Here is an 18,580-nt window from a genome sequence, read left to right as displayed (position 1 = left end):
TTCCATGTTTCTTATTGCCTTTTTCTGCACTTATGCTATACTCAAGGCATAGAAGCAAAAGGAGCCGCCCATGTTTACTTGTCATTGCCCGAACTGTGGTAAGGAATTGGCCATCCCGCGATGGCTGCCACGCACGGTAACCTGCGAGAACTGTCATACAAAAAGTATCGTGCCCTACGATCAGGATCCTGACTTCAATAAGTACAATGCCATTGCGAAGAGTAAAGTAAAACTGAACGATTTCAGAACAGCCCATCCCGGATTCACTAAGGGAATTGGAATCGCAGGTATCGTTACCCTTGCCGTAGGAGCATTTTATTTAAACCTGAAGGATGACAATGCTGCCCTTCCGCAACTCACGGAATCCACGAACGAATTGCCTGAAGACCAGAATCACTCGCTGTCCATAGATGCAGATGCGGAACAGGATAATTCCATATCTGCAAAGGTTTTTTCCGAACCAGAAGAATCAGAGCCTGATCACCGGAAATATGCGCCTCGTAATCCGGACGACTATGAAACCATCATACATTCACTTGGCATGATCATGGTTCATCTTCATGAAGGTTGTCATCCGTCTCAAGAGAAGATTGGCAAGTTCAAAGAGCAGACCGGAGAAGACCTTCCTCCGGATATGACATTCCGAGATCCGCATGATCAGCCATATCAAGTAAAGAAAACCTGAAGGGAGTATCTCTATGGAAAACTACTGCATCAACTGTGGCCGTGATCTTCGCAATGCACCTTACACAGCGCCCTGGGAAGATGGCGATAACGAAGAGGGCTATTGGACCTGCCCATCCTGTCACACCAAAAATATTGACTGGGCTTCCGCAGATGACGATGACTGACCATCTATTTGGATTTCCCGTGCAAAAAAACAAAAACCGCCAGCGTACTGCGTTTTCGTTCCGTAATACGCTGGCGGTTCCGTTTTATTCAAACGCATCCCGGTTCTGTTTCCATGCCACGTAAGCGTCCATCATAGCAGCCACGGCATCGATCTTCTGATCCTGCCGCTGTTTGTAGAGCTTCCGGTTGCCGTTGGTGTCCACCAGCGTAATGCAGTTGCCCATGGCAAATTGCATCAACTGTTCGTCAAACAGCAGCTTCCGCTGTTCGCTCAGCTTTTTCAGCTCACCCAGCGGCACGCTTTCGGTCTTTGCACCCTGGATCACTTTCACAACGCCAAAGGTGCTGTTTTCATCGCCCCAGCGCTTCACGAACTCCTGTGCGTTGTAGGGGTCGTAGCCAAACGCCCGCACGTCGTACTCGTTCTCCATGATAAAGTTGTCCAGGTCATCGTATACCTGCATCATGTCCAGAACCGTGCCGTCAAACACGAACAGGGTCCCTTCCCGCATGAATTCCTCATACTGCTGCCGTCTCGAAGCCGGAAGCTGGCTGAGGGTGTAGGATGTGATGTAGTCCCGCGTCTTAACCCCAAAATATCCGTTGGACAGCGGAAACAGGAAGGTAAAGGCGCAGAAGTCGTCGCCCATGGAAAGGTCCGCGCCCATGGCACAGGGCATCTGCCAGAAGCTTCTCTTCCTGTGGCACAGGGTCTCCTCGTAGGGGAAGAAATAGGTGTAGCCCTCCATAGGCAGGTTGAAGCGCTTGGCCAGAATATCGTTCCGGGCGCTGGGGGATTTCTCCGCACGCTCCACGTCCAACTGGTAGGTCTCGTAGCTCACGGTCTTGCCCAGGTTCGGGTTGGCCTTCAGCCACATCTCCGGCTGGCCCACTTCCTCAATGGAGTCCAGCTTGTAGTACCAGATGGACACATGGGGGTTGACGTACTCCCCTTTCAGGATGCTCATCAACTCCATTTTGATGTCGTCGCCGCAGCCGTTGCGCACCGTGCCCTCGGAGGAAGCCGCCACGATGAGGTAATTCTCGTTCTTGGCTGCACCCTGCTCAATGGCACCAATGGGGTCTTCCCGGATGTCGCAAGAGAGCCACTCGTCCACGGTCGCCACAGTGTCGCGCCGTCCTTGCAGCTTCTCAATGGTCATCGGGCGCACTTCCAGCAGGCTGTTGGTCAAAAAGTTCTCGATGCCCTTCTTGGTGGAAGCCATCTTCACCCGGTCTGCCTTGGAGCCGGTGGTGTTTTGCAGGCTGCCCTCGGTCATGAACTGGAACACCGGCCCCTTTGCCCGCGCCAATGCGGTGCGGAAGGGTGCCAGCACCTCCTCGGCCTGCTTCATGGTCGGGGCGGTGGTCAGCTGCTGGGTCGTAGTGGTGTACGCCGTCAGGAAGTACGCCTGCAAAAACTCCAGATACATGGTTTTCGCGGCCGATCGGGTAATGATGAGGTATTGCTTTGTCACCAGCCGCTTTTTCAGCCGCCGGGTCTCGTAGTGTCCGCCGCCTCCGCGCTCGTTCGGCACAAAGATGCTTCGTTCCACAAAGTAATACCACCCAAAGATCTCTTCAGCCCATAACTTGAAACTGTCCAGCAGCTTCACGTCGGTGCCGTCAGTCAGGGTCAGCTCATCCTCGCAAAAGGAGATAAAGCCGTTCACCGCCTTGTCGTCATAGTAGATGCCTGGGTTGGCGATCAGGTCGTCGATCCGCTCCATCTCCATGGCAATTTCCCGGCATACGGGTATTTCGCCACGCATCACGGCCTCCCGAAAACGGCCGTAGTAGATCGGCGTGGCCGTGTTCGATAATGCCATTTTGGTTCCTCGTCTTGCTCCGTTTCACTCGTTCAGGTTTTGGGCCGGTAAAAGGGCTTGTCCAGGGTGTAAAAGCATCGGATATCCTCCGGGCATTCGCCGGTTCCATGTCGGGCGCATCCGTTGCAGATATCCTGCGTTACCCGCCCAAACCAGTCCTTTTTCTCCGGTGTTTCCATCCAGTGCTCCACCCATCGTGCTGCTACTGTCCGTCCCATGTGTTGTCGTGCTCCACGTTCAGCCGCCATTCCATCTCGGAGGCGGTATTCTTCAGCGCTTCCATGGTGGTGCTGCTCTGTGGCGGGTCAAAGCCCAGCAGCCGTACCTTCACGGCCACGTAAGCCTTCACCGCTTCCACCTTCACCGGGTCGGCAACGAACTCCGTCCATTCGTTTTCTTTCCCGGAAATGGCGTACCCCTCGCCGGGCCCCACGCCCATCTGCACCAGTGCAAACAGCGCCATGTTGATGTACATGATGATGTCCGCATCAAAGTCGGTGCACTCCTCGGCAATGCCCAGCAGCTTCTTCACGCTCGTCAGGATCGAATTCATTTTGATTCCTCCTCGACATCGCTGTCGCCACCCATAATGTAGCTCATCATGGCGTAGTACCAGTCCTTCTGAGCCCTCGCCAGAAATTCCAGTTCGGCCAGATGGTGGGGCGCGCCGTCCTTCCCCATGGCCGCTTCTTTCTGTGCACTCTCCTCGACCAGCTTGGCCAGCCTCCCCGCATCGATCGCCACTTGACCAGGTTTCAGCAAAACGAGATCTCCCTCAGCACTCGGAGCAGCGTTTTGTGCGGTCACAGCATGATTCTCATCCCTCCGCGGGACAATCTTCATCCCATCAAGCGTAATATCCCCGGCCCGTGTTGCCCGCACCTGCTGCCCATCCACATTCGTGGCCAAAGCATCGTCAAAGTCAAAGCTCCTGTTCCGCGGTACAGCCGTATAGCCCTGCTGGAGCCCGGCCTCCGCAATGCCCACGTTCGCCCAGAGCAGTGCCTCGTCCAGCTTGGTCAGCGCCAGGCTTCTCGCGCGGCTCGGTGCAAGGTGCTGGAGCATCGCCTCTGCCTCTTCCAGCTTCCGCCGCAGCCCTATGGCGTAGTCCTGCTCTCGCCGGTTAAATGCTTTTTTCTGGTACATACTCATTTCCTCCACTGGATATCAGACTTTCTTCTTTACATACAACATATGGATTGATATACTTATCGCAAACGGTATTTCTTATACTTCGGAGGCAATATATGCAGTCTTACACCTGTCCAAACTGCGGTGCTCCTGTAAAAATGGATGACCACGGTGCATTTCTCGAGTGCCCTTATTGCGGATCACAGTTCAAGCCCGATGATTCTTTATCTGATGAGCCAAGCAGTCGTCAGACGGATTCGGACAATGATAACGAAGAACTTCGCACCTATGCAGAAATAGTAAATCGCCATATTCCAGAATTTTCGGTCACCGAATTTATCGATAGAGCCAAGCATATTCTCGAAAGAACTCTTGATCTTCTCGGTGATCACGGAATGTACATCCAAGTCGGTGTCGTTTTGCTTTTTGTCGCCTTAGCCATTGTCAGTTTCTTCTTGTGACTTATTCATGTTTTTATCCATGGGCAGGTGTCGCCCGGTCTTCTTTCTCCGTCCGGCAGCTTCGGGCCCTTTCCTGTTCCGTAATGGATCACCTTGTGCGTTGCCGCCGAAACACAAATGGCGTTCTCCGGATCAAGCAGCTTTTCGCTGTGCTGGAGAATGTCATCTTTTGTTATGGGGTTTATGTGGTGGATGGAGATCTTCGGTCGAATCGGCTTTCCGTCCCGCAGCACCCAGTCTGTGATCGGGTGGTCTTTGCATCCCAGGTCGCATCCCATGTCCCGGGCAATGATCCTGTCTCGGAACTGCCGCCACTCTCTCGATTGGTAGAAGTCCTGGTTCAGCCATCGGTCGAACCCAAAGGTGTCTCTCCCCACTTCCCCGTGCAGCTGTAAATACTCCAGCCTCTCCTCGTATGTCGGCAGTGTGCATAGCTCCGTGTAGCTTTTCATGTAAACAGCTCCAGTATCTCGCAGAGTGCAATAACCCCAGACAGCACCCCGAGAACATACAGCATGGTCGTACTTACAGCATTTTCCGGATGCTTCCCCAAGTATACGGCCACCATGAAGATTGCAAAACTGCATAACCACAGTACAGCCAATAGCATCTGGATATTCGTTATTGACATTTCACCCAACTACCCCATTCTTACGCAGCAATTCATACAGCACCAACATTACACACCACAGTAGCGCAGGCATTCCGAAATGCGCAAATATCTCAAGCGCATAACTCTGGGTGTGCTTCTCGACCCACTCGGCAAAGAATAGTGGTACGAAAATAATCATCACAACCATGCTCAGGGCAAATGCAACGTCAATTAATGTCATACTCGTCATCCTCTCCCAAGCCGTTGTATTTCTTCATGGCAGCAATGGCCTTCTCGTACATCTCCTCGGAGTGCTTTGCATTCTGGAGTGTCTCAGTCTTTGCCCTCAGCAGCTTGTTTTCCTCTTCCAGCTTTGTTTTCTCCAACTCATTCTTAGAGGTCGCCAGCTTCAGAAAATGGGTCGTCTCAGCGCTGGATGCCGTACCTTCCAGCAGTCGTTTCTCAACCAGCTTCATCGCCAGGTTGATCATATAGTTTTCTTGTGCTTCCGGGGTTCTTGCAGGCCGCGAAGTTGCAGCCGACATTTCGCCCGGAGCAGACTTCTTAGGTTTCATTGCAATAACCTCGTTTCACATTCTTATTTTGCTTTTGCAAGGGTTCATGGGAGTCGCAGTAGTACCAGTTAAGCCTGTCTCATTTGAAAGGAGAAGAAAAAGCAGATCATGCCCAATGGAGGTTGAACATCGTGAAAGCCCTGAACCCAAATATATAGGAGGATACTAATCCCATGAGCCCTTGCAAAAACCGCCGAAGTCCCGGTCTACACCCCAGAACCTCGGCAATTTCCCATATGACTGTAAATCTTAACACCTGCTGTGGATACAGGTATCGAGAGTTTACACAAATATAATCGGCAGCTTTCGCTGTCGGAGCCTTAAAGCCCAAATATCAATTTTCCCTCCGGGGAAATATCAAAGACCGGCGCGATTTGAGAGGGGGTGTCGATTTTGAGACCCCCTCCCTATGGTTTACGCGGTTTGGCCGAGCGTGTCCTCATCGGGCACGGTGATCTTGAGCTTCTTGTAAATGTTTATCGGGTCAGCAGCAACGATCTTGTCGATTGCCTTCTCAATTTCATAGGCATTTTCGTTGTCCGTGAACTGAGATGAGGTCTCGGCGATCCTCATAAGCAAACCGGAAGAGTTGTAGCCGTGCTCGATATCATACTGATACCACTTCTCGAACTCCTCGTACGGACTGTACGGGTTGTCAAAGGTGGTAAGAAAGCATCGAACCATTATTCAAAGCCTCTTTCTTAATTGATTGTTATTTGTTGAGCGCACTGTAAACCGTGGACTCCGGAACACCGCAGGCCTTGGCGATTTCAGCATAAGAATAACCGCTTCTCAGCATTGCGTTTGCTTTGGACATCTTTGCAGAAGTCATAACAGCAACATTTTTCGGCATTGCACGTTTTACAATTTCATCGGAATCAGACGAATTAAGGAATTTCGTCAACATATTGTCGGAAATTGCGCCAGCCTGAATAGCTTCCCATTCCCTGTCCGTGAAGGTAATCTTGGACTTGCGTCCGCTTGCGCCAACAGAATCGCGAGCACGCTGCATCTCAACAGAAGAGATCTTCTTGATTTCTTTCTTGTCAATCGTAGGATCCAAGCCCTGTTCCTGAATCTTCGCCTTAATATTGGCGTTCGCAATCAGCATCGCTTTGCGCTCCTTAGGCTTGTTAGCGACCATGTTGTTATACTTCTCTTTCAGGGAGGCAACCTCAGGCGCATAGGTCTTGGCCGCTTCAGGGTTACGCTGGATGCCCTTCATGTTGACCGCCTCTTTGCGCGCCTGGTTGGCCATGGCCTTCAGCTTGTTGGAGAAGTCCGCGTACAGGTTCTCTTGGATGGTGCCAGAAGACAGCGTGCGCGCATCCTTCGTTTCGGAGATCAGACTGACTGTATCCTCAGCCTTACGTTCCTTACCCGTCTTGGGGTCGGTGAAGGTACGTCCACTTTCTTTGTAGATGTATTCGCCTGTTTCCTTATCGACTCGAACACTGCCGCGACGCTCGGGCACACGAACCGTCTGCTTACGGCGAGACAGGAGCGTGGATGCGCCACCATAATGTGTAGCACCTTCCTCGTCCACACGAATCTGCCACTTCTGCTTCAGCTCGGGGATACCGTTTTCGCGCTCAGAGCGCTTATAGTCCAGCTTATGCTTTTCTGCATCGATAACAACCATGGAGTGCTTAACGGCACGTGCAAGCTCGTCCTCATCAGCACCTCGCAATGTCATATCAGTGATGAGGTTGGAGATCACGCCCATTTCGCGCTGCTTCTCCTCTTTCTTCATCAGCCTGACATTGTTCGGATTGCCTTCAGGAACTGCATAAGCGGTCTTGGGATCGAATCCTTCCAATGCTTTCAGCGCACGAGTAGACTTAATGTTGACTTTGTCAGTAACAGGGATTGCCATAACCGTGTCGCCATCGAAGTCCGCACCAGACAGGCGCTCTGCAACCTTTGCATTGATGCCGATTGCATCCTGAATTGCACCGAGATTCCGCTTACCGCTGACATTCTTGTTGTTGACAGTCACAATGGGAATCTCAAAGGTACCTGCATGAGGATAACGGATCAGTGCAAGCCGAGTGCCGTTCTCATAGGTGGGGCAATACGCCTCTGTCTCCTTGATCTTATTGATTGGCAGGATAACCTTCGTGGACTGACCCGGGAAAGCAGATGCCTTCAGGGTCATGGACGTTCCCTCAACCGTATCAGCAAAATCGTTGAGCAACTTCTTTTTGACCGTAGGATTATCGTACCGCATGATTTCATCATATTGGGCTTTGTAATCCGCGACAGTAAGGTTAAGCTGGTTCTCGATCAGCTTCTTGGGCTGCTTGGAAAGGAACTGAGAAGAGACGTTCCGGGACATCGTATCCCAGTCGCCCTCTTCTTTCAGCTTGTTGATCGGCGAGAGGTGCTCTTTGCCATCTTCGCCAATATACATGCTCTGTCCGTTGGCCTTGATAGCTGCGCCAAACGGGTTATCAGGATCCGCTTTTGCTTCCTTGAGGACCTTCATTTTGGGCGTGCCAGAAGGCTTATTGGTGTTGAACATAACGTCCACACCATCCGGCAGATCATCAGAATAGACAGCCATGCCCTTCAGATAATGGTCGCCGTCAACGAGGATACGAACCTGCGCATAATGGCTCTTGCCGAGGTCAAGGTCGGGTACACCACGGCGAATCTCCATAACACCGTCTTTGTCCAGACCGCCTTCATCGCCATAACGAATTGCAACTCGACTGGAATCCAGACTAGAGGGGCGCTGAAGCTTCGTGAAGGTCTCGCCGCCATCATCGGAGTGGTAATCGCCCAGAGAATCGATCTGATCCTGATGCTGATAAGCATACTTCTGGTCAAACTCAGGCTTCGCGAGGACGGTGATGTTTGTCTGCTGACGGACATTAGTCGGCTGCCTGATGCCAACGCCATAGCGCTGATACCCATATTCTGCTTCCAGAATATAAGCAGCCTCGTCCAACTTGCTTTCCGACACTCCGAGGACCTGATTTGCGCCCTCAGAAATATCAATCATGCCCTTCTTATCGACCTCTTCTTTCAGAGTCGCGGCAATCTTCTCAGCCTGGCTGGCTTTTTCGCCAATCGCATTGTTATACTTGGACCTCACACTTGACTCGCTCATGCCGAGCTTGTCGCCAATTTCCTTCCAACCAAGACCGTCATCCTTCAGCGCACGAATCTGATCGTACTCCAATGCCTTACGGTCATGGCCTGCTTTCTGACGTGCAGTGCGGAACTCGGTCAGGCCCATCTTATACTCGTCAGGGAGAGAGTCGTTGATGGTCTCCAGGATTTCCTTCTCCGAGAGGCCCTTCTTTTTAAGCTCCTCTACACGAGACAGGAAATCGCCGGAATGCTGATACGGATTGTCGCCAGAACCCCAAGGATAGCGACCAGAATGCCGCTTGGTGCCGTAGTGTTCCAGGATATTGCTTTCGGAAGTGATGCCAAAATAAGAACGGAGGTCTTTTTCAATCGGATTCATGCTGCCACTCCTAACAAAATATCAGTGATGATCGGGTCGAACTCTTTGATTTTAGCGATGACAGGGCTGATTTCCTCTTCAGTGGGGTTCTCGACCCAAACTTCATCGTTCTGGTAGATACGGAGCTCCATCCGAATATCTTTCGGGTGGTATCCGTACTCCAGACAGAACAGAGCGGCATAAATATAGAGCTGCTCCATATGTGCAGGAACAGCTCCGGTTTTTAAGTCGTGGATACGAAGGAACCCATCGTTGAACGAAATGGCATCCGCAGTTCCATAGCAGTTGTCGCTGTAATACAGCACCTGCTCGGTATCCATGCGGAAACCAATGGCATCGTTCACGTAGGTATTAAGGGTTTTCTTGTTCTTCGGCAGTTTTTGCTTCAGATCAATGCACTCTGCTGCAAATGCGTGCAGCCGTGTTCCCCGTTCTTTCGCCTGGTAATTAAGAACTGCATTGGTCAATCTATCTGCGTCATAGTTCAACCAATGGTAGTTACTTGCTCCGAGAAGGGCATGTTTCCCCGTGAGCCTCGAATGATCTCGCCAGTTCATTAAGAACTTCCTCCTTGTTTTCGGGATAGATAAAGGCCGCAAAACTCATCTCATCCATCTGCTGAACGTAATAGTCCTGATTTGGACGATGAGATGCACTCGCTGACTTCTTGCCCTCCAATGCGCCCCATGTTGTGCCGTAGAGAACCAAGAGATCGGGGATTCCCTGAATCTCGTTTGGGTCAAGATGGACAACCATGCAGCCGGGAAAGCGTTCTTTCAGCTCCCTTATCAATCCTGTCTTGAATTTGTTTTCGAGCATGATACAACCTCCAAAATAAGAGGAATAGTGCATCCTGAGACGCATTCTATTCCCCCCATAAAAGGGGATGTTTTTCTCGCGTGAGTTTTTAGAAAAAAATGTGAATTTTTAGGAATTTTCAGAGCAAAAGAAAAAGCCCCTGCATTTTTCGTGCAGAGGCAATGCCGTGGCTATATTAAATTAGGTGAAAGAAATCAATCTCATATCCAGGTGCACCAGCAAGGAATGCTCGACTACCATCGTCATCTTCCATATACTTGTACTCTCCGTAGTCTTCATCCGGCTCAAGGTTGGAGGTCATGTAATCATCCGGGTTGATGCTTCTGGAAACATCTTCCGCTTCGAGGTGTGCCCCACATTTAGGGCAGTCCCATTCGAGTTCACGAGTTTCCACCATCGGCTCACCACAAACACAAATCGGACGTTTCGTATGAACCTCTGCAAATTTATTTGCAAAGCATTCAACTTCATTTCCATATTGGTCAGTTGTGATCCAATGTTCAATACCGTACTTATCCATAACTTTTCACCTCATATATGTTAGGAGTGCTACGTTCGTACACGGTGTTTTAAGAATACACTATTTGGCGCTCTTTTGCAAGGTGGAAATGGGTAAAAACTCGCTGTGGCCAAAAACCCGTTTTTTATCCTCTATTACTATATATATTTTTTCATTTTTTTAAGTAAGTTAAAGAAAAAAGTGGGTTTTTGGCCAAATAGCATATTTTTAACGTATTTACGTTAAATTTTGTGGCCATTTTTAGAAAATTTTTTGGCCACAAAGTGGGTTTTTGGCCACAAAAATGGCACTTTTTTACGTTTTCTCGAAAAATCCCAAAAAATGCGAAAAATAAAATGGGCAGAAATGGGCATCAAGCGATACCTAAGCCCATGCAAATTATATACGCTATGACCAAAATCACAATGACGATTCCAAGCCACTTGAAATAAGTAGCAGCAGTTTTGTTAGCGTCTTCGGTTCGCCATCTCTCCTGCTCCATCTTCTTAAGCTCAAGTTCTTTCGCATCCTTGGACTCTTGGATTCGTGCTTCATCCACAAACCGATGCGTCTCCTGATAGTCATCGAGCCGAACCTTCGTCCCGCAGAACTCACAGAACATGAAATCTCGGTTGTCATCCTTCACCGTAAGATCCGCACCACAGCCAGGGCATTTTACCGTCCGTGCCATAAAAGCACCTCCTATTCGTCATGTATTTAGGATATCATGTGCTCTGCCCATAGTCAAGTAAATCAGGGCGGCCTCACCCAAATAACATTTTTATCCAGTTTCATACCTTAATCCTCAATCTCAAACATCACATTCTCCGGTGAGATGATCGTATCGCACTTCTTACCTTTGAACCGAAACCTCACAAACTGGTTCGTCAAACCGGAAATTTTCTCAACCAGTCCGTATTCACCACTAAAATTAGCCACGATCTTAGCCCATACTCTCCCCTGCTTGGCCAGTTCGTTAAATTCACCTGCGGTCATTACCCACACTCACCTCCGTCATCAAACTTCTCCCCGCCGCATACAAGAATTTCTTCAGCGACAGCACCTTAATATCGTACGTACTCTTCAAATTCTCCAGCTCAATATTAACCCCACCAGAGCGATACTCCGCCATATCCAATGCATACCGCATCCGGCGATCCGCAACACCAGGGCTGCAATTGAACTTATCTGCCAGTGATGCCTCGATATCCCTCATGGACATAAATCGGTGCGAGTTCAAGTCATCGACGACCATCTCCACCGCTTCGCCCATCAGCTCTCCGCCAAAGGTCAGCATGGGAACCTTCAACTTAGCGAGAAAATCATACGTTCTTTGCTGCATTCTCGTTCACCATGCTTTCTTTATCGATCTTTACAAATGCAAGAGCTACTTTCAGGAGGAGAAGCTGAATTTTTTCCATATTTTTAACTGTCTCGGCAAGCTCTTTGATTGAACATGGGCCATCGATTTCAACCGAGGCATAGGCACTCGGATCAAATGTCTCTGCAAAGTTGATTAGGTTCTCTACAAAATTCTCATCATTAAAATTTGCAGAGAATGTTCCACCTATCGGGTTATAGCACAGTTTATACCCGGTTTCGGTCGTGTATAAATGAAAGCCAAACTGTTGCAGCACATCAATATATTTCTTATCAATTCCTTTCATGGTCACTTCACCATACTTCCTTTCCGTGTCTGGTCATCCGCAGGCCAGTACGTGTAAATATCATCGAACACCACTGGGATCTTCTTCTGGAGTTCCATCAACAACGGGCACATGAGCTCCCGCATCTGAGGATGGGCCGCCACAGGAGTACGCAGCTTGAAGATGTTGCGCCACTCACGGTAGTTGGCCGTCACCACGATCTCGGTCTTCAGGCACAGCGGCAGCACACAACGGGCCTGTTCGGGACGCATACCATTGGCGATAAGTGCCCTATAACCTTCTTCGGCCTCGTCGCAAGCCCGATACCACGCATTATTGATTTGATAGTCTGTTTCGAGCTTTTTTAATTCTTCCGTCGAAAAAGCTGCTTTGACTGTATTTTCCTTAGGCTCGTCAGGAATATAATACGGCCGAATAAAGCTCAGTTCTCCGCCAAACTTCTCCTTCGAGTAGTTGCAGTACCGTGTGCTCTCCTGCGCAAAGCTCGCAATACGGTGCCTTATCAGTTCATTGGCCACGCCACGATCACAGGTAAACAGCACACTCAGCTGCGAATGCTCCAGCATAGCCTCATGCCCCTGCTTCACCAGAAAGCCCACCAGTTTCTTTGCCGACTCACCATCCGGCGTGATCTTGTCCTCGCTCTTGTAGCAGACCCGGGCCACCCGCTCGATCTGCTGGAGCTCCTTAATGCCTCCCTCAGAAATATCAGTGAGGATTTCGTACTTAGGTTCAACGATTTTCATAATTAAATCTCCTTTTCATCAGTGAATCCACTATTTCGAGCTGACTGAGGCTCTTTCCGTTGCCCCTTTGTTGAACTATGTATCCGAGATGAGCCATTTGTTTATGGTCGCAGGATTTCACTTTGGGACACTTCTGGCATTTTGGAGCAAGAATGGTAATCGCTCCAAAGTCTTCGTTCATAAACTATCCTCTCGCTTTAATTTACACTCCCAGTCGCCGCAGATATCTCCGCAAGCGAACTTCTTCGCGGTCTTCATGCCTTTACGGATGGCCTCCTGTTTGTCGGTTGCTCTGACCTCAAAGGTCTGATGCCCACCGCCATTGTCTGTGCAGGAAAATATAGAGGTGTGTTTCATATATTGGCTATCCTTTCTGCTTCAGGATCTCGTAAAATTGAATCCCACTTTCTAATAAGACTCTGTAAGCCACGGTCATCCACCACCGGAATCATTTTCGCTTCATCGTATTGCAATATAACACTGCCTTCTTTATGGCACCCGAAACCGCATCGTGGACATACTGTCACGTATTTAATTTCAAGTTTCGCGTCAGTCATTATCGTATCAGACACAATAGGCTTTGCCTTTGCGTAACATACCGGACAACATCTCATATAAAATCCTCCAAAATCGAGTTAAGCAGAATCTCCAGCACCCGGTTTATGCCCGCCACCACTCGATATGGCCACGGTTCTTTCGGTTCCACCCGGGCAGGGTTATCAGACTTTCTCAGCGCACCATATAGCCACCTGTCGAACTGCCCAAGTGAAATATCATTCTCCATGCACCATTCACGAGCATCTGCGTAGCTAATGTCACCATTCATGCAAAGCTCGACCACATCACGCAATGTAGCGTTCGGCTTGATCAGGATATCTTTTTGAAGCTCGTAATCCTCAAAATACAAGTCCTCGCGTGACCCGTCGGCCCTGCGAATAACTTGCGCAAAGGCTTTGCCATCCGCATAAAGGGTCGTAACATCCTCATCAATGTCGATTCGAGGACAGTTGTACCTCCATATGGCCTCAACAACTTCTTCATAGTCAATCATATCGCACCTCACAGCAGAATCCGGAACAAAATGAACCAGATCACCTTCAGCGTGAACACAATAATGATCAGCCATGCGCAAATAACCAGCGTTGCCGCCAGAATATGACCCAGCATATGGCCGATTTTTTCCCAAGTATTATTAGTCACCGATATCCACCCTTTCAAATCCTGTAAAAACACCGACACCAATATTTCCATTATCACAGATGTGAACAGCTTTGTGGTACATCAATTCTTTTGCTTTATTAAATGCTTCCTCTTCATTATGATAGCGATTACCCACTTCAAACTCTCGCTCACAGAAATTGCAGAAATATGTAGGGCAGTAGAAAGTTGTCATACCGCGCACCTCCTCGCAGCATCCAGACGGCTCTCCGCAGCGTTCAGCTCGAAGATAGCGGCCGTGATAAACTCCGGATCACAGTTCTCAAAGTGGTTCCGGGCCACCTCAAGCTCCCGCATGGCATCTTTCAGCGTGTTGACTGTCGAAACCATAGGTTCTGTCCAGAATATCTTTTTGACGAAATCAACGATTTTGCGCAGCATTTCTACACCTCCACATCTTTGTGACTTGACGAGCCGTGAGCCAGCCCTTGACATCATCATGGCCAAGTAGCTGTGCGCCCATCACCTCGATAAGCCCCTGCTCAGCTCCATAACTTCCGGGGAGACTAAAAGTTCCATGAAAACAAATAGCATCCCACATACGCTGACCTTCCGAGTTATACACGACAATTTGCTCAGTATAATCGCTGAGGTACTTCGGGTCATACGTATGCGGAACCTTAGCATGCTTCAGCAGAATATCCAGCTTCTGCATCTCGGTCATGTGATTCCAAACCCGGAGTTTCCAGGTTTTCTTAGACATGTTTCTCATTTCTGCATTTCCTTTCGTCAGCCTCCATGGTCTTTGCGATTTTATGCTGAATATAAAGCACACAGCCAGCCTGACTATCACACCCGAATGAAGCCAATAGTCCAGCAATAGCATTCAAAGAGTTCAAATCCTCTTCAGCAAATATCATTTAGCGTTCACCGTTCCTCCTGATACTCTACAATTTTAGATTTGAAATCAGTCATATACCTTATATTCCATATTGCTCACATGAGCGATGGTATCGTAGTTATCACCCTCAAAGCGAAACCTTGCCATACCGTTCGAGGTTAAATCAGAGAACTTTTCTAAGTATCCGCTTCGTCCGGGCCAAGGGCGGATGATTTTCATGAAGACCTTATGGGTCGTGGCTTTTTCCTGAATCTCGTGCATTTGAATCGCTCCTTTTTGTTACAGTTCAGAAAATAAAGAGCCGCAGATTTCTCCACGGCTCCATAATGAAGTCAGTCCAACACCCTCATATCATCGAGAATATCACTTAGTCTTTCACCGTTTTTCTTTCTCTTATCGATTTCCAGCCATTCTTCGTTCGTCAGTTCCCGACGCAATTTCCAGTAATGTCCCAAACTTCTGTCGTAGCAGTACAAATCCTTCAGATTCTGCTCCTTGGTCAGTGCCGCGTGCTTCGACAGCATTTTTGCTCCTGCTGCAATTCCGCCCACAACAACCGGACCATAAGTAATAATCTGCTCTTTGTGCTCATAACACCAAGTCTGTGCTTTTACCTTTTTGTCCTGGAACCACTCCCGAATTTGAGCTTTCTTTCGTGCTCTTTCGAGTTCTTCCATAGTGTAAACCTTTGCCATAAATATTTCTCCTTTATAGTCAGTATTTGGATTTCTCCATAAAGGAGTCTGTTATTTTCGCGTCTTCTCCTCAAACTTCAGAGGCTTCACCGTACCCTCCCGCGCACACTCCGTCAGGCACTCGTTGCAGGGTTCATCCGTCTCCAGCACCTTGAAGCTCTTGCACTTCGGGCAGTAGGTCGCATAGTCCACTTCGCGCATCCAGTCACTCATCAGGTTTCACCTCCGAAATAAAAGTGTCCTTCCCGCAGCGAGGGCAACGTGCCAGAACCTCACCGTTATGGATTGTGCACGCCTTCATACTGTTCCAGTTAGATGCAGGAATCCCAAAATGAGCATTACAGCCACCGCATTTAACAGCAACGAGCTTTTCGTCAGGATCTGCATATCCGTCAAGGTCGCCGATATATCTGTGCACCTCGTTTGCTTTACAAAATGGGCATCTCAAAATTTTGTTATCGATAGAAACTCCGTCTGCATTATATGACCATACCTCAGGAGCAATCGGATAGCGCTTCATGCAATTGGTGCACTCGACAGATATCCAGGGACGTTTTTTCTCAGCCTTCTCCTGCTTAACGGAGAACCTATCATCCAGCTCCGGGTGCGTCTCCCGCTGGTTCAGTGCCCAGAGCAGGTTCCAACAGGCAGCTCGCAGGTGGTCCTCGTCGTCCATTCCGACCATGTACTTTGCCAGATGCCGAGAAGCGCTGTCCAGCAGCGAATGCAGCGGAATACCCTTGTCCACATTGTGTTCGCCATACTTCAGTGCGCCCTCTTCGCAGTGCTTGCTGACTTCCATGATGCCATACCAAGGCAGAAGGTCCATCCGCCCCTTCCCGGCGTGCATATCACGCTTTGCACCAGTTTCAAATTCGGTGCGATCTCCAGAATCTTTGATCACAAATATCAATCCTTTCTATTTAGTAGTGTTTATGAATCCGCCCCTGCATAACTTTGTTAGCCATATCGGTCTTAGGAATCTTGCATTTCGGATAGCTCGGACGGAATCCATTGGCAGCTTTCCGGTCATTTGCAATTCTCATATAAACCTCGTCCTCCAGTTCATCTGTGATTTTCTTTATTTTATCTGCCGCAGATTCAAAAGAATGAATCAGGTCAGCAAATACATCTTCAAAGTTAATCTGCTCCATAAAATTTCCTCTCATTAAACGCTTTCTTCGAGTTCAGGGCTCTCGAAATCGCCAGATCAATACCGCTCCTACTCTTCAGATGGTAGTAGTACAGATCCTTGTACGGTGTGTTCAGCCGGTCGATACGCCCCGAGGCCTGCTCCATGATCTTATATGAGTAGTTCTGGCTGTAAAATATAATGGTGTCAGTCTTGATGCAGTTCCAGCCTTCAGCGCCGGCATTGTACTGCACCAGATACACCCACCTGTCGCCTTCAGGAAGTGGCTGATGCTTGTGCCCGTTCCATTGTGCAACTTCGGTATCCTTGCCATATTCCAGACCCATCAGAATATCGAGCTCATAATCGAAATTATAGAAGATAATGACCCTAGGTCTGCCTTTACAAATATCCAGCACTTTTTCTTGTCGGCTTGCATCAGCATTCACCAACTTCCGCAGCAGATAGCAGAACTCGCTGGCGGTCTCGATTGGCTTGTTCTCCCAGAGGTTCCACCGGTTCTTGCAGATCGACAGATACTTCACCTTGTCGTACTCCACAAATACATTCTCATGGTGCGATACCGTTGGCCGCTCGAAGTCCATGTCAACCAGAATCCGTTCCCTCAGCCGTACCAAGCGCTGGGTATTCAGATACCGATCGATCTTCGGGTACTTCGTGCAGAATTGGCTGTATACCACGTGCTGGTTGTTGAAGTCCGTTCTGTTTCGGTAGAACCCATTGGCGATGAACACCGGGATATAATCCGTCCAGCAGTCCCCGGGGGTGGCGCTGAGCAGAATCCACTCGTTATTTTGCGTAATTTTGTAGAAAGATTTCACCCATGCGCCTTTTCCAACGACTCGCTGTTCGTCAAATATAAAGAACGCATTCTTTACGCCAACGTACTTTCCGATATTGTTCCAGGAATCCACCACGACCTTGTGCTCGTAAATATCATGCTCTGGATCTGTAGACATGTAGAAATGGGCCAGTTCTTCGTCCCACTCTCCGGTGTCCCGTTTCCGGGCAGTCGTGATGATGTAAAGATCCGGAGGCTCTGTCATACGAACATAATTTTCTGTGTTCACCTCCCCATCGTAAAGTTTGTAATAGAACGCCAAACTCGTTCTCGATTTTCCGCTTCCTACGCCTCCGCATAAGATGCAGCCGATTTTCATACGGTTGATCGCATCCAATTGGTAGTCGTAGAGCGTTACACCTGCCATCAGGTCACTCACCTCATTTCCAACGTCATATAAATGTCACTTTTCTTGCAGTGATTCTCGTAGGCCAGAAGCGAGATCGTCGCCTCTTCCTCATCTTCGCCCTCCCCTCTGACGGTATAAGCAAAGAGCTCTTTCCGGTGCTTTCTGAACACCTTCCAGAGCTCTTTTTTCTTAGTAAAGTCCGTGCTTTTTGCAGTAGGACGCATATTGCAAGCCCTCCTTGTCTGCTTCGCGCATGATTTCTGATAGTGTGAGCTTTTTAGGCTTTTCTTCCGTCTTTGACATGTTACGCGGTACGGTGTCTCGACATTTATCGCAGTACAATCTTTTTGACGGAACCTGATACATCATAGCGCCGCATTTTTTGCAAGCCTTATCTACTCTGCGAAGTCCGCCCATAAATATCACACCTCCTCAAAATGGCAGAAGTCCGTGTAATAAACCAGGTCGTAATTCAGCGGATGGTTGTTCCAGTCGTAGTTCTGCTCGTAATCAGCAACCTCATCATGCTCGTCGAGTTCGCGGCAAATATCATCGTTGTGCTCATAGAACCATTCCAGCGGAAGGCCGAACTTGTCGCACAGTTCCGGAATATCAAAGGCCCAGCAGCCGTAGTTGGTGTTCTGTGTACCCTCCGAAACCATGTAATCGACGATCTCTTTTACTTTTTCTCTGCTCATAATCCTTACTCCTTCTGTTGTTCAATTATCAGGCTCTCTGGCCCGGTTGCGAGTCATGCGGGAATCGAACCCACCGTACAGCCCATGCTAATGACTCAAATAAAAGAGCCCCAGATTTCTCCAGGGCTCTCATGTG

At 49.0% G+C, this 18,580-nt stretch carries 31 protein-coding genes; 3 read left to right on the top strand and 28 right to left on the bottom strand.

Annotated elements, in window-relative coordinates; all coding sequences use genetic code 11:
* Positions 1 to 70 precede the first annotated feature (70 nt).
* Together ACKXGA_RS01925 and ACKXGA_RS01920 are read left to right on the top strand one after the other, a co-directional pair.
* Positions 71 to 685 carry a hypothetical protein gene (locus tag ACKXGA_RS01925; protein WP_423729963.1) on the top strand — a complete coding sequence of 205 codons (615 nt, stop codon included), beginning with the start codon at positions 71 to 73 and terminating at the stop codon, positions 683 to 685.
* 13 nt (positions 686 to 698) lie between these two features.
* Positions 699 to 851, top strand: coding sequence for a hypothetical protein (locus tag ACKXGA_RS01920; RefSeq protein WP_215665738.1), 153 nt, complete (start codon positions 699 to 701; stop codon positions 849 to 851).
* Positions 852 to 935: 84 nt separating this feature from the next.
* On the opposite strand, the gene ACKXGA_RS01915 is transcribed toward ACKXGA_RS01920, so the two are convergent.
* The 3 genes from ACKXGA_RS01915 to ACKXGA_RS01905 form a co-directional block, all read right to left on the bottom strand.
* Complete coding sequence (locus ACKXGA_RS01915) at positions 936 to 2,681, bottom strand: terminase TerL endonuclease subunit (protein WP_423729962.1); 1,746 nt, start codon at positions 2,679 to 2,681, stop codon at positions 936 to 938.
* A 202-nt stretch (positions 2,682 to 2,883) separates the two neighbouring features.
* Entirely contained in the window at positions 2,884 to 3,234 is a 351-nt protein-coding gene (locus ACKXGA_RS01910; protein WP_117535363.1) for a phage head-tail connector protein, read from the bottom strand.
* The gene (locus ACKXGA_RS01905; protein ID WP_423729961.1) at positions 3,231 to 3,833 is read right to left on the bottom strand and encodes a DUF7681 family protein; all 603 of its coding nucleotides are present in this window, start codon (positions 3,831 to 3,833) and stop codon (positions 3,231 to 3,233) included. The genes ACKXGA_RS01910 and ACKXGA_RS01905 overlap by 4 nt, the downstream gene beginning before the upstream one ends.
* A 95-nt stretch (positions 3,834 to 3,928) precedes the next feature.
* On the opposite strand from ACKXGA_RS01905, the gene ACKXGA_RS01900 reads away from it, so the two are divergent.
* On the top strand, positions 3,929 to 4,273 hold the full coding sequence (locus ACKXGA_RS01900; RefSeq protein ID WP_423729960.1) for a hypothetical protein: 345 nt from the start codon (positions 3,929 to 3,931) through the stop codon (positions 4,271 to 4,273).
* 5 nt (positions 4,274 to 4,278) lie between these two features.
* Here ACKXGA_RS01900 and ACKXGA_RS01895 read toward each other — a convergent pair whose 3' ends face one another.
* The 25 genes from ACKXGA_RS01895 to ACKXGA_RS01775 form a co-directional block, all read right to left on the bottom strand.
* Positions 4,279 to 4,725 (bottom strand): hypothetical protein, encoded by a 447-nt coding sequence (locus ACKXGA_RS01895; protein WP_423729959.1) that lies wholly within the window; start codon positions 4,723 to 4,725, stop codon positions 4,279 to 4,281.
* A gap of 180 nt (positions 4,726 to 4,905) precedes the next feature.
* On the bottom strand, positions 4,906 to 5,106 hold the full coding sequence (locus tag ACKXGA_RS01890) for a hypothetical protein (protein WP_317393788.1): 201 nt from the start codon (positions 5,104 to 5,106) through the stop codon (positions 4,906 to 4,908).
* Positions 5,093 to 5,440 (bottom strand): hypothetical protein, encoded by a 348-nt coding sequence (locus ACKXGA_RS01885; protein ID WP_423729958.1) that lies wholly within the window; start codon positions 5,438 to 5,440, stop codon positions 5,093 to 5,095. The genes ACKXGA_RS01890 and ACKXGA_RS01885 overlap by 14 nt, the downstream gene beginning before the upstream one ends.
* Before the next feature lie 414 nt (positions 5,441 to 5,854).
* Positions 5,855 to 6,124: a hypothetical protein gene (locus ACKXGA_RS01880; RefSeq protein WP_252249546.1), complete on the bottom strand. Its 270-nt coding sequence runs from the start codon at positions 6,122 to 6,124 to the stop codon at positions 5,855 to 5,857.
* Between the two features lie 28 nt (positions 6,125 to 6,152).
* Positions 6,153 to 8,918, bottom strand: a complete 2,766-nt coding sequence (locus ACKXGA_RS01875; protein ID WP_423729957.1) for a helix-turn-helix domain-containing protein — start codon at positions 8,916 to 8,918, stop codon at positions 6,153 to 6,155.
* Entirely contained in the window at positions 8,915 to 9,475 is a 561-nt protein-coding gene (locus tag ACKXGA_RS01870; protein ID WP_215665744.1) for a DUF2800 domain-containing protein, read from the bottom strand. The genes ACKXGA_RS01875 and ACKXGA_RS01870 overlap by 4 nt, the downstream gene beginning before the upstream one ends.
* Positions 9,417 to 9,737: a hypothetical protein gene (locus ACKXGA_RS01865; RefSeq protein ID WP_423729956.1), complete on the bottom strand. Its 321-nt coding sequence runs from the start codon at positions 9,735 to 9,737 to the stop codon at positions 9,417 to 9,419. The genes ACKXGA_RS01870 and ACKXGA_RS01865 overlap by 59 nt, the downstream gene beginning before the upstream one ends.
* Positions 9,738 to 9,912: 175 nt before the next feature.
* Positions 9,913 to 10,257, bottom strand: coding sequence for a hypothetical protein (locus ACKXGA_RS01860; RefSeq protein ID WP_423729955.1), 345 nt, complete (start codon positions 10,255 to 10,257; stop codon positions 9,913 to 9,915).
* Positions 10,258 to 10,609: 352 nt separating this feature from the next.
* Positions 10,610 to 10,927 (bottom strand): hypothetical protein, encoded by a 318-nt coding sequence (locus ACKXGA_RS01855; RefSeq protein WP_117504120.1) that lies wholly within the window; start codon positions 10,925 to 10,927, stop codon positions 10,610 to 10,612.
* Between the two features lie 107 nt (positions 10,928 to 11,034).
* Positions 11,035 to 11,232 carry a hypothetical protein gene (locus tag ACKXGA_RS01850; RefSeq protein ID WP_117535352.1) on the bottom strand — a complete coding sequence of 66 codons (198 nt, stop codon included), beginning with the start codon at positions 11,230 to 11,232 and terminating at the stop codon, positions 11,035 to 11,037.
* Positions 11,219 to 11,578, bottom strand: a complete 360-nt coding sequence (locus ACKXGA_RS01845) for a hypothetical protein (RefSeq protein ID WP_423729954.1) — start codon at positions 11,576 to 11,578, stop codon at positions 11,219 to 11,221. The genes ACKXGA_RS01850 and ACKXGA_RS01845 overlap by 14 nt, the downstream gene beginning before the upstream one ends.
* On the bottom strand, positions 11,559 to 11,909 hold the full coding sequence (locus ACKXGA_RS01840) for a hypothetical protein (protein WP_423729953.1): 351 nt from the start codon (positions 11,907 to 11,909) through the stop codon (positions 11,559 to 11,561). The genes ACKXGA_RS01845 and ACKXGA_RS01840 overlap by 20 nt, the downstream gene beginning before the upstream one ends.
* Positions 11,906 to 12,649, bottom strand: a complete 744-nt coding sequence (thyX, locus tag ACKXGA_RS01835; protein ID WP_423729952.1) for an FAD-dependent thymidylate synthase — start codon at positions 12,647 to 12,649, stop codon at positions 11,906 to 11,908. The genes ACKXGA_RS01840 and thyX overlap by 4 nt, the downstream gene beginning before the upstream one ends.
* Positions 12,650 to 13,259: 610 nt before the next feature.
* A complete protein-coding gene (locus ACKXGA_RS01830) occupies positions 13,260 to 13,700 on the bottom strand; it encodes a hypothetical protein (RefSeq protein WP_423729951.1) in 441 nt (146 codons plus the stop codon).
* Between the two features lie 141 nt (positions 13,701 to 13,841).
* Complete coding sequence (locus ACKXGA_RS01825) at positions 13,842 to 14,042, bottom strand: hypothetical protein (protein WP_215665747.1); 201 nt, start codon at positions 14,040 to 14,042, stop codon at positions 13,842 to 13,844.
* Positions 14,039 to 14,197: a hypothetical protein gene (locus ACKXGA_RS01820; RefSeq protein ID WP_423729950.1), complete on the bottom strand. Its 159-nt coding sequence runs from the start codon at positions 14,195 to 14,197 to the stop codon at positions 14,039 to 14,041. Before ACKXGA_RS01820 ends, ACKXGA_RS01825 begins: the two co-directional genes overlap by 4 nt.
* A 31-nt stretch (positions 14,198 to 14,228) precedes the next feature.
* On the bottom strand, positions 14,229 to 14,579 hold the full coding sequence (locus ACKXGA_RS01815; RefSeq protein WP_423729949.1) for a hypothetical protein: 351 nt from the start codon (positions 14,577 to 14,579) through the stop codon (positions 14,229 to 14,231).
* A 195-nt stretch (positions 14,580 to 14,774) separates the two neighbouring features.
* Positions 14,775 to 14,969: a hypothetical protein gene (locus ACKXGA_RS01810; RefSeq protein WP_317393803.1), complete on the bottom strand. Its 195-nt coding sequence runs from the start codon at positions 14,967 to 14,969 to the stop codon at positions 14,775 to 14,777.
* A gap of 71 nt (positions 14,970 to 15,040) precedes the next feature.
* Positions 15,041 to 15,403 (bottom strand): hypothetical protein, encoded by a 363-nt coding sequence (locus ACKXGA_RS01805; RefSeq protein WP_317393804.1) that lies wholly within the window; start codon positions 15,401 to 15,403, stop codon positions 15,041 to 15,043.
* A gap of 51 nt (positions 15,404 to 15,454) precedes the next feature.
* On the bottom strand, positions 15,455 to 15,616 hold the full coding sequence (locus ACKXGA_RS01800) for a hypothetical protein (RefSeq protein WP_423729948.1): 162 nt from the start codon (positions 15,614 to 15,616) through the stop codon (positions 15,455 to 15,457).
* Positions 15,609 to 16,307, bottom strand: a complete 699-nt coding sequence (locus tag ACKXGA_RS01795; protein ID WP_423729947.1) for a dATP/dGTP diphosphohydrolase domain-containing protein — start codon at positions 16,305 to 16,307, stop codon at positions 15,609 to 15,611. The genes ACKXGA_RS01800 and ACKXGA_RS01795 overlap by 8 nt, the downstream gene beginning before the upstream one ends.
* Positions 16,308 to 16,326: 19 nt before the next feature.
* On the bottom strand, positions 16,327 to 16,557 hold the full coding sequence (locus ACKXGA_RS01790) for a hypothetical protein (RefSeq protein WP_423729946.1): 231 nt from the start codon (positions 16,555 to 16,557) through the stop codon (positions 16,327 to 16,329).
* Entirely contained in the window at positions 16,544 to 17,764 is a 1,221-nt protein-coding gene (locus tag ACKXGA_RS01785; protein ID WP_423729945.1) for a hypothetical protein, read from the bottom strand. Before ACKXGA_RS01785 ends, ACKXGA_RS01790 begins: the two co-directional genes overlap by 14 nt.
* An 8-nt stretch (positions 17,765 to 17,772) precedes the next feature.
* On the bottom strand, positions 17,773 to 17,970 hold the full coding sequence (locus ACKXGA_RS01780) for a hypothetical protein (protein WP_423729944.1): 198 nt from the start codon (positions 17,968 to 17,970) through the stop codon (positions 17,773 to 17,775).
* A gap of 198 nt (positions 17,971 to 18,168) precedes the next feature.
* A complete protein-coding gene (locus tag ACKXGA_RS01775) occupies positions 18,169 to 18,444 on the bottom strand; it encodes a hypothetical protein (RefSeq protein WP_423729943.1) in 276 nt (91 codons plus the stop codon).
* Between the last annotated feature and the right edge of the window lie 136 nt (positions 18,445 to 18,580).

It is taken from the genome of Faecalibacterium hominis (ex Afrizal et al. 2022), from assembly GCF_049545105.1.
Lineage (GTDB): Bacteria > Bacillota > Clostridia > Oscillospirales > Ruminococcaceae > Faecalibacterium > Faecalibacterium duncaniae.
This window is presented reverse-complemented; position numbering and strand designations above follow the sequence as displayed.

Bases quoted from the DNA above. Each gene is read 5' to 3' on its own strand.
- ACKXGA_RS01925 (WP_423729963.1), top strand. From the start codon at position 71: ATGTTTACTTGTCATTGCCCGAACTGTGGTAAGGAATTGGCCATCCCG.
- ACKXGA_RS01920 (WP_215665738.1), top strand. From the start codon at position 699: ATGGAAAACTACTGCATCAACTGTGGCCGTGATCTTCGCAATGCACCT.
- ACKXGA_RS01915 (WP_423729962.1), bottom strand. From the start codon at position 2,681: ATGGCATTATCGAACACGGCCACGCCGATCTACTACGGCCGTTTTCGG.
- ACKXGA_RS01910 (WP_117535363.1), bottom strand. From the start codon at position 3,234: ATGAATTCGATCCTGACGAGCGTGAAGAAGCTGCTGGGCATTGCCGAG.
- ACKXGA_RS01905 (WP_423729961.1), bottom strand. From the start codon at position 3,833: ATGAGTATGTACCAGAAAAAAGCATTTAACCGGCGAGAGCAGGACTAC.
- ACKXGA_RS01900 (WP_423729960.1), top strand. From the start codon at position 3,929: ATGCAGTCTTACACCTGTCCAAACTGCGGTGCTCCTGTAAAAATGGAT.
- ACKXGA_RS01895 (WP_423729959.1), bottom strand. From the start codon at position 4,725: ATGAAAAGCTACACGGAGCTATGCACACTGCCGACATACGAGGAGAGG.
- ACKXGA_RS01890 (WP_317393788.1), bottom strand. From the start codon at position 5,106: ATGACATTAATTGACGTTGCATTTGCCCTGAGCATGGTTGTGATGATT.
- ACKXGA_RS01885 (WP_423729958.1), bottom strand. From the start codon at position 5,440: ATGAAACCTAAGAAGTCTGCTCCGGGCGAAATGTCGGCTGCAACTTCG.
- ACKXGA_RS01880 (WP_252249546.1), bottom strand. From the start codon at position 6,124: ATGGTTCGATGCTTTCTTACCACCTTTGACAACCCGTACAGTCCGTAC.
- ACKXGA_RS01875 (WP_423729957.1), bottom strand. From the start codon at position 8,918: ATGAATCCGATTGAAAAAGACCTCCGTTCTTATTTTGGCATCACTTCC.
- ACKXGA_RS01870 (WP_215665744.1), bottom strand. From the start codon at position 9,475: ATGAACTGGCGAGATCATTCGAGGCTCACGGGGAAACATGCCCTTCTC.
- ACKXGA_RS01865 (WP_423729956.1), bottom strand. From the start codon at position 9,737: ATGCTCGAAAACAAATTCAAGACAGGATTGATAAGGGAGCTGAAAGAA.
- ACKXGA_RS01860 (WP_423729955.1), bottom strand. From the start codon at position 10,257: ATGGATAAGTACGGTATTGAACATTGGATCACAACTGACCAATATGGA.
- ACKXGA_RS01855 (WP_117504120.1), bottom strand. From the start codon at position 10,927: ATGGCACGGACGGTAAAATGCCCTGGCTGTGGTGCGGATCTTACGGTG.
- ACKXGA_RS01850 (WP_117535352.1), bottom strand. From the start codon at position 11,232: ATGACCGCAGGTGAATTTAACGAACTGGCCAAGCAGGGGAGAGTATGG.
- ACKXGA_RS01845 (WP_423729954.1), bottom strand. From the start codon at position 11,578: ATGCAGCAAAGAACGTATGATTTTCTCGCTAAGTTGAAGGTTCCCATG.
- thyX (WP_423729952.1), bottom strand. From the start codon at position 12,649: ATGAAAATCGTTGAACCTAAGTACGAAATCCTCACTGATATTTCTGAG.
- ACKXGA_RS01830 (WP_423729951.1), bottom strand. From the start codon at position 13,700: ATGATTGACTATGAAGAAGTTGTTGAGGCCATATGGAGGTACAACTGT.
- ACKXGA_RS01825 (WP_215665747.1), bottom strand. From the start codon at position 14,042: ATGACAACTTTCTACTGCCCTACATATTTCTGCAATTTCTGTGAGCGA.
- ACKXGA_RS01820 (WP_423729950.1), bottom strand. From the start codon at position 14,197: ATGGTTTCGACAGTCAACACGCTGAAAGATGCCATGCGGGAGCTTGAG.
- ACKXGA_RS01815 (WP_423729949.1), bottom strand. From the start codon at position 14,579: ATGAGAAACATGTCTAAGAAAACCTGGAAACTCCGGGTTTGGAATCAC.
- ACKXGA_RS01810 (WP_317393803.1), bottom strand. From the start codon at position 14,969: ATGCACGAGATTCAGGAAAAAGCCACGACCCATAAGGTCTTCATGAAA.
- ACKXGA_RS01805 (WP_317393804.1), bottom strand. From the start codon at position 15,403: ATGGCAAAGGTTTACACTATGGAAGAACTCGAAAGAGCACGAAAGAAA.
- ACKXGA_RS01800 (WP_423729948.1), bottom strand. From the start codon at position 15,616: ATGAGTGACTGGATGCGCGAAGTGGACTATGCGACCTACTGCCCGAAG.
- ACKXGA_RS01790 (WP_423729946.1), bottom strand. From the start codon at position 16,557: ATGGAGCAGATTAACTTTGAAGATGTATTTGCTGACCTGATTCATTCT.
- ACKXGA_RS01785 (WP_423729945.1), bottom strand. From the start codon at position 17,764: ATGGCAGGTGTAACGCTCTACGACTACCAATTGGATGCGATCAACCGT.
- ACKXGA_RS01780 (WP_423729944.1), bottom strand. From the start codon at position 17,970: ATGCGTCCTACTGCAAAAAGCACGGACTTTACTAAGAAAAAAGAGCTC.
- ACKXGA_RS01775 (WP_423729943.1), bottom strand. From the start codon at position 18,444: ATGAGCAGAGAAAAAGTAAAAGAGATCGTCGATTACATGGTTTCGGAG.